9 protein-coding genes are annotated in these 12262 nt (G+C 68.3%); 4 read left to right on the top strand and 5 right to left on the bottom strand.

Annotation, left to right across the window (positions count from 1 at the left end; genetic code table 11):
* Positions 1–104: 104 nt before the first annotated feature.
* A protein-coding gene (gene prfB, locus ABE434_RS15150; RefSeq protein ID WP_121036696.1) for a peptide chain release factor 2 occupies positions 105–1230 on the bottom strand; the annotation gives its coding sequence in 2 pieces (ribosomal slippage) (positions 105–1154 and positions 1156–1230; 1125 coding nt in all).
* A gap of 205 nt (positions 1231–1435) precedes the next feature.
* Between prfB and ABE434_RS15155 the strand changes: the two genes are divergently transcribed.
* Positions 1436–2185: a M48 family metallopeptidase gene (locus ABE434_RS15155; RefSeq protein ID WP_346479407.1), complete on the top strand. Its 750-nt coding sequence runs from the start codon at positions 1436–1438 to the stop codon at positions 2183–2185.
* A gap of 50 nt (positions 2186–2235) precedes the next feature.
* On the opposite strand, the gene ABE434_RS15160 is transcribed toward ABE434_RS15155, so the two are convergent.
* Positions 2236–3105, bottom strand: coding sequence for a LytTR family DNA-binding domain-containing protein (locus ABE434_RS15160; RefSeq protein WP_346479408.1), 870 nt, complete (start codon positions 3103–3105; stop codon positions 2236–2238).
* A 175-nt stretch (positions 3106–3280) separates the two neighbouring features.
* Here ABE434_RS15160 and ABE434_RS15165 point away from each other — a divergent pair, with 175 nt between their 5' ends.
* Entirely contained in the window at positions 3281–4507 is a 1227-nt protein-coding gene (locus ABE434_RS15165; RefSeq protein ID WP_346479409.1) for an acyltransferase, read from the top strand.
* 4 nt (positions 4508–4511) lie between these two features.
* Here ABE434_RS15165 and ABE434_RS15170 read toward each other — a convergent pair whose 3' ends face one another.
* Entirely contained in the window at positions 4512–7391 is a 2880-nt protein-coding gene (locus tag ABE434_RS15170; protein WP_346479410.1) for a VIT domain-containing protein, read from the bottom strand.
* Positions 7392–7539: 148 nt separating this feature from the next.
* On the opposite strand from ABE434_RS15170, the gene ABE434_RS15175 reads away from it, so the two are divergent.
* Entirely contained in the window at positions 7540–8589 is a 1050-nt protein-coding gene (locus ABE434_RS15175) for a DUF1176 domain-containing protein (RefSeq protein ID WP_346479411.1), read from the top strand.
* A 28-nt stretch (positions 8590–8617) separates the two neighbouring features.
* Here ABE434_RS15175 and ABE434_RS15180 read toward each other — a convergent pair whose 3' ends face one another.
* Positions 8618–9238: a hypothetical protein gene (locus tag ABE434_RS15180; protein ID WP_346479412.1), complete on the bottom strand. Its 621-nt coding sequence runs from the start codon at positions 9236–9238 to the stop codon at positions 8618–8620.
* Positions 9231–11003 (bottom strand): single-stranded-DNA-specific exonuclease RecJ, encoded by a 1773-nt coding sequence (gene recJ, locus ABE434_RS15185; RefSeq protein ID WP_346479413.1) that lies wholly within the window; start codon positions 11001–11003, stop codon positions 9231–9233. Before recJ ends, ABE434_RS15180 begins: the two co-directional genes overlap by 8 nt.
* 145 nt (positions 11004–11148) lie before the next feature.
* Here recJ and ABE434_RS15190 point away from each other — a divergent pair, with 145 nt between their 5' ends.
* Complete coding sequence (locus tag ABE434_RS15190) at positions 11149–12219, top strand: DUF1176 domain-containing protein (protein ID WP_346479414.1); 1071 nt, start codon at positions 11149–11151, stop codon at positions 12217–12219.
* Positions 12220–12262: the final 43 nt, after the last annotated feature.

Here is a 12262-nt window from a genome sequence, read left to right on the forward strand (position 1 = left end):
GGGGAGGTACGGTCCCCGCCATCATGCCGATGGTCGGGGCGGATTGCGAAACCGGGCGTGGCCCGGGCACAACGGATCGGGGCCGCGCGTGGCGGCCCCGACGGTCAGGCGTCGGTGCGTTTGGCACCCACGGCCAGGCCGGACTTCAGGCTGGCTTCGACGAATTCGTCGAGATCGCCGTCCAGCACCTTCTGCGTATCGGAGCGTTCGATGCCGGTGCGCAGGTCCTTGATACGGCTCTGGTCGAGCACGTAGTTGCGGATCTGGCTGCCCCAGCCGATGTCGGACTTGGTGGCTTCCACCGCGTCGCGCTCGGCGTTGCGCTTCTGGATTTCCAGCTCGTACAGCTTGGCGGCCAACATCTTCATCGCGTTGTCGCGGTTCTGGTGCTGGCTGCGGCCGGTCTGGCAGGCCACGACCGTGTTGGTCGGGATGTGCGTGATACGCACCGCCGATTCGGTCTTGTTGACGTGCTGGCCACCCGCGCCGGAGGAGCGGTAAACGTCGGTACGCAGGTCGGCCGGGTTGATGTCGATTTCGATGTTGTCATCGACTTCCGGCGACACGAACACCGAGGTGAAGCTGGTGTGGCGGCGGTTGTCCGAATCGAACGGCGACTTGCGCACCAGGCGGTGCACGCCGGTTTCGGTCTTCAGCCAGCCATACGCGTAATCGCCTTCCACGCGCAGCGTAGCCGACTTGATGCCCGCGACGTCGCCGCCGGAGACTTCCATCAGCTCGGTCTTCCAGCCGCGCGATTCGCACCAGCGCAGGTACATGCGCAGCAGGATTTCGGCCCAGTCCTGGGCTTCGGTACCGCCGGCACCCGCCTGGATGTCGACGAAGGCCGCCGCGGTATCCATCTGCCCGGAGAACATGCGCTGGAATTCCAGCTGTTCGACGTGCTTCTGGTACTTGTCCAGGTCGCTGACCACGGCCAGGGCGGTTTCTTCGTCCTGTTCGCTTTCCGCCAGTTCCAGCAGTTCGCCCGACTCGGCCAGGCCGTCGAGGATCGTGGCGATACCGCCGACGGTCTTCTCCAGATTGGCGCGTTCGCGGCCAAGGTTCTGGGCGTACTCGGCGTTGTTCCAGATATCCGGGTTTTCCAGTTCCCGGGTTACTTCTTCCAGACGCTCTTTCTTGGCGTCGTAGTCAAAGATACCCCCTGAGCGAGAGCACGCGATCGGTGAGATCGGTGATGCGCTGGCGGACAGGATTGAGCTCGATCATGTCGGCGATTAATGCGTGCGAAAAGACTGTCCATCATAACCTATCCGGGGCTTTCCGGCGGTGGCCGGGGCGCCGGGCGTCGCGTGGGGGTGGGGGAAAACGACATCACTGAACACGGGCGGCCGGCCAGGCGGTAGACTTCCGCCCCGCCGCGCGGCCCCCTGCCCTGCGGTTCCCCCAACGCACTACATGGAGCACCACCCCGATGAGGACGTCATCCTCCGCCCTGCTGCTGGCTCTCGCCTGCCTGACCGCTTCCACCACCGCCTCGGCCCTGGACCTCAAGCAGCTGACCAGCACCGGCCTGAAAGCCGGCCAGGCGCTCACCCTGTCCGACCAGGACGTGGCCAAGGCCGCCGACGAAGCCTGCGTCTACATGGACCAGCAGAACAAGGTCGCCCCCGCCAACAATCCGTACGCCCAGCGTCTGGCCAAGATCACCCAGGGCCTGGCCAATGAAGACGGCATGAGCCTGAGCTTCAAGGTCTACCTGACCGAAGACGTCAACGCCTGGGCCATGGCCAACGGCTGCGTGCGCGTGTACTCCGGCCTGATGGACATGGCCTCGGACGACGAAGTGCGCGGCGTGATCGGCCACGAGATCGGCCACGTGAAGCTGGGCCACTCCAAGACCAAGATGCGTACCGCGCTGCTGGCCTCGGCCGGTCGCGACACGCTGGCCGCCTCGGGCAATGCCAACGTCGCCACCCTGACCCAGGGCCAGCTCGGCGCCTTGGCCGAAGGCTTCGTCAACGCGCAGTTCTCGCAGAAGGAAGAAGGCGCCGCCGACGAGTACGGCTACCGCTTCATGAAGCGCCACCAGTACGACCCGGCCGCACTGGCCAGCATGTTCCGCAAGCTGTCCAGCGAAGGCGGCCTGATGTCCTCGCACCCGGGCTCGGAAGCCCGCGCCGGGCGCATCGACGCGATGATCAAGAAAGACAGCAAGCGCTGAGTTCCCTGCCGGCACCCTGCTCCGCCAGGGTGCCGGTCAGCCCGGCAGGATCAGGCCGGTGCCTGCACGGCCAGCGCCTGCCGGAACGAGGGCAGCTGCCGGCGACTGCACGGCACCCGTCCTCCATCGTCCATGTGCAGCAGGGCCTCGCCCCCATCCAGCGGCTCGATCGAGACCAGGTGCCGCACGTTCACCAGCCAGCTGCGGTGGGCACGCACGAACAGCGCCGGATCCAATCGTTCTTCCAGCGCCGCCATGGTGCTGCGCAGCGGGTAGTCGTGCCCGCGCACCCGCAGGTTGACGTAGTTGCCGGCCGCCTGGGCGTACTCGATATCACCGGTGGCGACCAGGAAGTCGCGGCCCAGCTTGCGCACCAGGAACCGTTCTGGACGCTCCACGGCGTCCACCGGCGGAGCATCGTCCGGCGCGGCCAGCAGATGCGCCTCGCCCTGCCGGCGCCGCCCGAACCAGCTGAAGAAGTGCTCGATCGCCACGAAGGTGAAGAAGGCACGGACATCCTTGAGGTACTCGTACATCAGCCGTACCGGCCAGGTGGCATCGTCCTGGTAGTGGTAGCCGAGCGCGGCATAGGCGAGATGGCGCAGCCCCATCATCCCGGTGACATGCACCAGCGACCACGCCACGCTGGCCAGCAGGTACAGCGGCAGCCGCCGCTTCCAGGTATCGGCGTGCAGCGGCCAGCGCTGGCAGCCCCACCACAGGACCGGCAGCGTCAGCAGGATCATCGTGACGCTGCTCAGCTCCCAGATCATCGGCTGCCACAGGCCCAGATCTTCGCCACGGCGACCCGCATCCATCACTTCCACCAGCGCATTCGCCACCGCCGTGGTCAGCAGGATCACCGACCACACCAGCATCCGCGCACCCGGCCGCCACCGCGCGGCACGTCCGTTCGCCATTGAATCGTCCATTCGCAAAGGGTCGTCAGCCTGACTCATCCCGCCATGGTAGTGCGCCCCACCCGTCCCTTGGCGACCGCCATTCGTCACTTGCCCCCGGCGGCAGGCCCCTTCGCCATGGCGGACCGCGCGGCGACTGCGCACCGTGCAGCCTCCTTTCCTGCCTGCCCCGTCCATGCCACGCCGCCACGACATCGACGCCCTGCGCGTGCTCGCCTTCGCCCTGCTCATCCTCTATCACACCGCCATGGCCTACGTGGATGGCTGGGGCTTCCATCTCAAGAGCGACTACACCGCCGAGTGGCTGCAGTGGCCGATGCTGCTGGTGAACCGCTGGCGGATGCAGTTGCTGTTCCTGCTCTCCGGGATCGCCATCGCCCTGATGCGGCCCGAGGCGCACATCGCGCGCTTTGCCGTGCTGCGCACGTGGCGGTTGCTGCTGCCGCTGCTGTTCGGAATGTTCGTCGTGGTGCCGATCCAGCCCTACGCCGAGGCACTGACCAACGGACAGATCGAGCCCGGCTTCGGCGCCTTCCTGCTGCGCTACTGGCAGATGCCGGCCTGGCCACAGGACAGCTTTGCCGGGTGGCAGCTGCGCATCACCTGGAACCACCTGTGGTACCTGGCCTACCTGTGGGTGTACACACTGGTGCTGGCGCTGCTGATGCCGGTGCTGGATGCCGCTGCGGTGCGCCGCGCGGTGGAGCGCTATGCCCGGGCACCCGCGCCGATCCTGATCGGGCTGCCCACGCTGCTCTCCTTCGGCTGGGTGGCCTGGCTCGATCCCCGGTTTCCCTCGACCAACCTGCTGTTCGGCGACTGGTACCAGCACGCCAAGTACGGCACGGTGTTCCTGGCGGGCTACCTGTTTGGCCGCGCCACGCCGTTCTGGGCACGCGTGGTTGAACTGCGCCGGATCACCCTGTGGGTGGCGATCATCGCGGCGGGCTGGTACTTCGGCATCCGTATCCTGGGGCGGGTGTTGCCTGCCGATTCGCTGCTGCGGCAATGGCCGGAGAGCGTCTGGACGCTGCAGGTGATGGCCAGCCAGTCGCTGTACCTGTGGGCCGTACTTCTGACCCTGCTCGGCTGGGCCAAGGTGTATCTGGATCGCCCGTTCCGCTGGCTGCCGTACTGCACCGAGGCGGTGTATCCCTGGTACATCCTGCACCAGAGCCTGATCATCGCGCTGCTGTTCTGGCTCAAGCCGCTGCGCCTGGGGCCGTGGTGCGAGCCGCTGCTGGTCGTGGCCGGGACGGTAGCGGGTTGCCTGCTGCTGCACGAAGGACTGATCCGGCGCGTTGGTTGGCTGCGCCCGCTGTTCGGACTGCGCCGGCAGCGGTCGCCGCCGATGTGTCCCGCCGCCGGTGGCGCAGCGGCGGGATCACTGGAAACGAGCTGAGCAGCTACTTCACCTCGAACTCCCCGACCAGCACCGTCTCCGCCCGGTCCTTCAACCGCAGCGTGACCTGCTGGTCGCGCTGGTCGCGGCTGCCCCACTTGGTGCTCAGGCGCAGCATCAACGTGGTCGCGCCAGTAACCAATTGCTCGCGGCTCCCGAAGTAGTTCGCTTCGATCTTGTAGGTGCCCGGCTTGGCATCACGCAACGAGAACTGCTCCGGGCCATAGCCGCCGGTGAAGTCCTGTGACATCTGCCCGCCCTGGTAGGTCAGCCGGTTGCCGTAATACGCGCGCTCGCCATTGGGATCGGTGACCCACAGGTCCATGTCGCTGTTGTCGCTGTCCCAGCTCAGCACCACGCGCAGGTCCAGCGCCATCGCACGGCGCAGGCGCGGGTCGATGGCCGAGGCGTCGACGCGCTCGCGGGCGATCAGCCGGGTCAGTTCATCCAGCGCGATCAGCGAGATGCCGTCGAAGCGGCCATCCCACGGACGCACCACCACTTCATACAGCGATGCCACCGCCGCCTGGTACTCCCCCGCCGCTTCGAGCGCCAGACCCAGGTCACGGAAACTCTGCGGCTCCTCCTCGCCCATCGCCAGCACCTGGCGGAACACCGGCACCGCCAGCGCCGGCGCCTTGGCCTGCATCAGGCGATAACCGAGTACGCGCAGCACGTGGCGGTTTTCCAGGTCCATCTCGGCGAGGTTGGAGAGCACGCGCAGCGCGAGATCACGCTGTCCGCTGGCCAGCAGCAGATCGGCCACGTCCAGATAGAAGGCGCTGCTGCCGGCGTGCTGTTCGCGCTCCTGCAGATACAGCGGATACAGCTGCGCCGGCTTGGCATCGCGCAGGCGGCGTGCATAGGCCGAATCCGGTGCCCACGGCGCCAGCGTCAGGGTGATCTGGCCGCTGTTGGCCTTGGGTGCCGACTTGGCGCGACGTTCAGTGGTGGCCTCTGCCTGATCGGCAACCGCCGAGGCGGTCAGCTCGACACGGTCCAGCGCCATCGGCGCCGCAGGTGCCGGCGGTGGCGCGGCCATCGCCATGGCGACTGGCGCGGCGACGGCGTGCACGTCCGGCTTGGGCCGCGGTGGCGCATCCTTGGGCCAGCGGGTATTCCACCACTGCTCGCGTTCGGCGAACTGGCGGGCGATGCCATCCAGGCGGCGTTTCCGCTCGCTTGCCAGGTCCGCCACCGTCACTGCATGGCGCTGGTCGTAGGCCGCACGCAAGGGTGCAGGCGGACGGATACCGTAACGCAGGTAGTCCTCCAGCGTTTCAAGAACCAGCAGCGAGGTATCGGCGGTCACCACTCCGAACTGCTGCGACAACGCCTTGGATGCCTGCGCCCCGGCCGGGTCCGCCGCCAGTGCGGCCAACCGGGCATTCGCCCATGCGTGGGCGACCAGGCCGCCTTCCACCCCACGTGCGTTCGCGACGCTGAGGGTGATCGGCTGCGGATCGCTGCCGCCACCGCGAAGAGACAGCAGCACCGTCGCATCGGGACGCAGCACGCGGCCGGTGACCCGGATCCAGCCCTGCGTTGCGCTGGAGGCATCCACGTTCACGTCCTCCACGCCACGTGCCAGCACCTCGGCAACCTCGACCGGCTGCTGGAGCAGCAGCGGCATCACGCCTGGCACCTCCGCCTCGCTGCTCACCTGCAGCAGCTGGCCATGATGGGCGCTGGACCAGGCGCGCAGGCGCGGTGTGTCGGTCTTCGCACCGGCGCTGCTCAGCGCATACAGGCGTTGATCGGGCGACAGCGTGGGCAGCGTCTGACTGCCGTAGTTGGCCAGGCCATCGCTGACCAGCAGGTACTCGCCGATGGCAGGGTTCGGCGTCCAGTCGCCCAGTGCACTGGCGCCATCGTTGGGCAGCGCCCGCAGGTACTCGCGCAGTGCTGACCAGTCGCCCTTGTTGATGGTGAACTCCCGCGGCGTTTCGCTGCGGTCACGCAGCACGGTCAACTGGACCTGGCCGGTGCCGAGGGCCTGGAAGTAGCGATCCAGCACAGCGCGTTCTGCCGCACCGTTGCGTGTACCGGCCGAGCCCGATGCATCCCAGAGCAGGCCGATGCGCCGAGGCAGGACACGCGCAGCGGTGGAGGTCCGAACCGGCACACTGGCCAGCAGATAGCGCTGCCCCTCATGCAGGCCAGTGACCACGTCCGTGCTGCGCGCGAGCGGAAGGTTCCACTGCAGGTGTGCAGGCAGATCCGCGCCGCGCCCTTGCCACTGCGCCGCATAGGCGCCGGTCTTCAACGTGAACCCGAGGGGATTGACGCCCACGGCGACCGGCGTGCCCGTCCCGCTGGCCTCCAGCCGGACCGTCACCTGCTCCGCCTGCCGTGCGAAGAGCACGGGCAGTGACCACTGCAGGCCCTGCGGCACGGTCGGCAGGCTGTCGCGCAGCACCAGGCGCACGCGACGCTCACCACGCGCCGGGATGGGATAGAGCCGCAGCCGGAACTGATTACCGGCGGTCTGCTCCAGAAGCCCCGGATCCACCTGGCGACGCTCGATCGCCTCGAACACTTGGCGGCCCTGCGCCTTGGGGACCGGCACCGCGTCGCGCAGCTCACCACCGATATCCAGTGCGAACCCGGCCACCTGTTGGCCCGCGGCCAATGGGAACGCCAGCTGCCCTTCCAGCACCCGGGCATTGGGATTGTGGAACGTCATCTCGATGGTGGTTTCGCCCAGTCCCGCCATGACACGGCTGTCGATACGGGCCTCGGTCAGCCGGACCGGCACTTCGGCACCCGCCACCTGCAGGATCGGCGGCCATGGCGGCGGGAAACGCCGCGCCTGGGCGTGGACGCTGGGCAGCTGCCAGCACAGAAGAGCGAGCAGACCGATACTGCGCAGTGCGAGTCCCATGTGACGCTCCTGATCCGATGACACTTCCTTGAACGCATGGCGATCCACAACGGGGTTGAGCGCTGGCAACCGCCCGTTCCGGTCATGGACGCCTCATCCGTGCTGGGCCAAGATCGCCCTCCACGGATTGATGGACCAAGGATGCCGCATGCGCCTGTTGTTGACCGCCCCGCTGTTGATGGGGCTTGCCCTGCCCGGCTACGCCGCCGCCCCCGTCGAGGGCGTGACGTTCGGCCATCGCGACTGGATGCTGGCCTGCGACAACACCCGCACCTGCCGCGCCGCCGGTTACCAGGCCGATGAGAATGGTGGCGACCCGGTCTCGATCCTGCTGACCCGCGCGGGCGGGCCGGACCAGCCGGTGCACGCCGAACTGATGCTTGGCCAGTACGACGACAACACCTCCACCCAGCGGCTCAGCCTGCAGATCAATGGCGCCTCGCTCGGCCCGATGCAGTTCGATGCCGCCGAGGGCACCGCCACTTTTTCCGCGAAGCAGCTCGCGGCCCTGCTCGCTTCGCTGGCACGCAACAGCCGGATCGAGCTGATCGGCGACGACGGCGCACGCTGGACGGTGTCCGATAAAGGGGCGTCGGCCGTGCTGTTGAAGATGGATGCATTCCAGGGCCGCCTGGGCACGCCGGGCGCCCTGATGCGCAAAGGCACCATCGCCGAGTCCTCGGTGCCGCCCGCACTGCCGGTGCCGGTCGTGCGGCTGGGCAAGCCGGTGGCGACCCGGCCGGCAGACGAGGCGCTGGCCGCATCACCTGCGCTGCGCGCCGCTCTCGCCGCGGTGACCTCAGCCGACGATTGCGAAGCGCTGGGACCCAGCGGCAGCCTGTCGCCGGATGGCGAACCCGAAGCGCTGACGGTGCAGCGGCTCAGCGCCGAAAAACTGCTGGTCTCGCTGAGCTGCTGGCGCGCCGCGTACAACACCGGTGAAGGCTACTGGGTGATCAACGACCGCGCGCCGTACCAGCCGCGGCTGGTCACCACGGCAGCCGTGGGTGATGAGGTGCGCACCATCCAGGAGGCGCACAAGGGCCGTGGCCTCGGCGATTGCTGGTACTCCACCACCTGGGGCTGGACCGGCACGGAGTTCGTGAGGACCGCGGACAGCAGCACCGGCCTGTGCCGGCTGGTGGCCGCCGGTGGCGCCTGGGAAATGCCGACGCTGGTGACCGAGGTCCAGGAGTAAGCCATTACGCTGCCACGCGCGGCGATGCTCAACCGTCGTCGTCCTCCCAGCCGTCGAAGGGGAACAGCGCGGGAAGGATCGTCTCCATGATCGCCATGCTCTGCATGACGGCGTGGTCGGCCGAGTACGGGCGCGAGAATACGGCGTGATGTGCGTGCACCGGCTGGTCCGGTGCGCTGGAGAGGTGCTCAACGTAGGCGGCCAGCAGGCGTTGCGCGGCCTGTTGGCGATCCTTCCCTTCCTGCGCCGCACGCAGCGCTGCATGCACGGGACGCAGCGTGGCCGGATCCGGCAGCTGGCAGGTATACGCCAGCGCGCCGGTCTGATCGTCTGCATCCCGGTAATCGTCCGGGTCGTCCGATGGCTGGTAGTCCGTGGCCACGCAGCGGGTCCGGTTCAGCCGCGCCATCACTGCGGCAACCGCGTCGTCGACTGTGATCGGACCGGTGGACGCGCCGTCTCCGCCCTCGATCCGTGCGGCCAGTTCGTGCCGCAGCAGCCACGCCACGCTCTGGCGCGAGCCTTCCAGGTCGGGGAATTCGAAGCCCTCGCGGGCGGAGAGTTCGGTGCGTGCGGTCTCGTCACCCTGCAGCACGATGCGGCTCTGCAGGTCGAAACGTTCGGTGGGCGATGGGAGCCTGTCAGGCATCCGCGCAGTGCTCGATGATCAGCTGAATCGCGCCGCCTCCCCGGTAGTCATCACTGACCAGCCGATAGGCGATGTGGACGTGGTTGGCCGGCGCATTGCCGGTCCAACCACTGAAGTGGATCGCACTGACCGGCTCGGGGCGGCCCGGCACGCGCAGGCTGAGCTTGAGGTGCTTCTCTTTGAGCACCTGCCAGCGCGCCACCTGGAAGTGACCGTCGAACAGCGGCTCGGGGAAGCCCTGCCCCCACGGCCCGGCCAGACGCAGCGCCTCGGCATGGGCGAAATCCAGCTCCTGCGGCAGCAACTCGCCGTCGGTGAGCAGCAGCTGCTGCAACGAGAGCGGATCCAGCGTGCGCTCCACCACGTCCACGAAGGCCTGCTCGAACGCGGGCAGCTGCGCGTGCGGCAGACTCAGACCGGCGGCCATGGCGTGGCCACCGAACTTGTCGATCAGGCCCGGGTGCGCGGCGTTGACCAGCGCCAGCGCATCACGGATGTGGAAGCCGGGAATCGAGCGCGCCGAGCCACGCAGCGAATCGCCGCCCGGCTCGGACGGCGCGAAGGCGATCACCGGGCGATGCAGGCGATCCTTCATCTTGGAGGCGACCAGACCGACCACACCCGGATGCCACTCGGCATCGAACAGGCAGGCGGCGACCGGACGCACACCCTCGGCGCTGAGCACCGCACGGGACACCGCCAGTTCCGCGTCGTCGGTCATCAACTGCTGGACCGCACGGCGCTCGGTGTTGATCGACTCCAGCGTCGTGGCGATCTCACGCGCCTGGGCGCGGTCTTCGGTGAGCAGCAGCTCGATGCCCAGCGCCATGTCTTCCAGCCGGCCGGCCGCATTCAAGCGTGGGCCGAGCGCGAAACCGATGTCCGTGGCGCTCAGCCGTGCCGGATCGCGCCCGCTGGCCTCGATCAGCGCCTGCAGCCCGACGCAGCCTTTGCCGCTGCGCAGCCGGCGCAGGCCGGCCGAAACCAGGGCGCGGTTGTTGTCATCCAGCGCGACCAGATCGGCGACCGTACCCACCGCGACCAGATCCAGCAGGGTCAGCAGGTCCGGTTCCGGCGTCGTGGCAAATGCGCCCTGCCCGCGCAGGTGGCGGCGCAGCGCCATCAACACATAGAAGATCACCCCGACGCCGGCCAGCGCCTTGCTCGGGAAGGCATCGCCGCTGATGTTGGGGTCCACGATCGCATCCGCGGGCGGCAGGTGTTCGCCGGGCAGATGGTGATCGGTGACCAGTACTTTCCAGCCCAGTGCCTTGGCCGCGTTGACGCCGGCGTGGCAGGCGATCCCGTGATCGACCGTGACCAGCAGGCCGGGCTGCAGGTGCGCCAGGTCAGCCACCAGCGACGGTGACAATCCATACCCGTGCAGGACGCGGTTCGGCACCGCGTGCACCACGTCGCGCGCCCCTAGCATGCGCAACCCACGCACACCCACGGCGCACGCTGTGGCGCCGTCGCAGTCGAAATCGCCAACCACCAGGATGCGCGCGTTGCTGGCAATCGCCCCGGCCAGCAGTTCCACCGCGTCCTGCATGCTGCCCATCAGCTCCGGCGCGTGCAGCTGCGCCAGCTTTGGCTGCGCCTGCGCGGCATCGGTGACCCCGCGCGCGGCATACAGGCGCTGCAGCAGCGGCAGCATGTCCTCGGGCCAGCCGGCCACGGGCACGGCGTCGCGACGGTGCAGAGTGACGGCGTGCGTGGTGGTCGGGGAAGCGGCGAGCGGCGCAGCGGCGGCGGTGGAAGACATCGGCATCGCCGGGTTGCAGAGAGTGCCCCCATGATACTGGCTGGCTCCGGCCGCTGCTCTGCCCCGCGTATCCGTCGCCGCGTGCGTTCCTGTTCGTGCGCTGATGACCGATACTCCCTGCCCACCTCACCACCGCCGTCCCTTCATGCGTGCATCTGCTTTCCCGCTGCGCCTCGCCATGGCCCTCTCGCTGGCACCGGTCGCCGCCGCAGCGGCCTCTTCACTGGGTACGTCGTTCTTCGAGCACGACTGGCTGCTGGCCTGTGACAACACCCGTACCTGCCGCGCCGCCGGGTTCACTGCCGACGCACCGATTGCCTTCAGCCTGCTGTTCGAACGTGCCGGCGGGCCGGATACCCGGGTCACCGCGATGCTGGGCTATGTGGACGGCGAGGAGTACGCCGGTGCAGCAAACGGGACGCCGACGCCCAAACCCGATGGCGCACTGCAGCTGCACGTGGATGGCCGTCCGCTGGGCACGGTGGTTCCCACCCAGCACGACCGCCCGGCCACGCTCAGCCGCGCACAGGCCGATGCGCTGCTCGTCGCGCTGCGACGCGGTGCGCCCATCGCGATCGTTGATGCGGCCGGCAGCGCCTGGCCCATCTCCAACCGCGGTGCCACGTCAACGCTGCTGAAGATGGATGCGGTGCAGGACCGGCTGGACACGCCCGGCGCGCTGATCCAGCGCGGCACCCGCCCGGAGGCGAGTGTACCGCCAGCGCTGCCGAGACCGGTGCTGAACGGTCCCCCACGGCTGGCGGAGGCCCGTCCGGCGGACGCGTTGCTCGAGGGGCGGCAGGACCTGATAGACGCGCTGTTGGACGGCCGCGACGCGCAGGTGGTATGCGGGTGGGATGACGATCGAATTGAATCGACCTCGCTGCAGGTAGAGCGACTGGACCAGGTAAACCTGCTGGTCTCGATGGCCTGCCATGTCCCGGGCCGCTTCGTGACCGGCCCAAGCTGGGTGATCCGCGCGCAACCGCCGTTCGAACCGGTCCTGGTGACCCGCGCACGCGTCTTCCTGAAACACCCTGACGCAGTGCTGGAAGAAGAAATGGACGAACGGTTGCTGGGGCGCTGCGGATCAGGACGGTCCTGGGTATGGGATGGCACGCGGTTCGTGGTGAGCCGCGAATACGTGACCGGGTTGTGCCGGGCCATGCCGGGCGGCTTCTGGCACCTGGCCACGTTCGAGACGGAACTGCGCTGAGCCCAGGGCTGGCCAGAGGCAGGAACGCCGACCCTCGGTCGGC

This window comes from Stenotrophomonas sp. TWI1183, from assembly GCF_039673115.1.
GTDB lineage: Bacteria > Pseudomonadota > Gammaproteobacteria > Xanthomonadales > Xanthomonadaceae > Stenotrophomonas > Stenotrophomonas maltophilia_AA.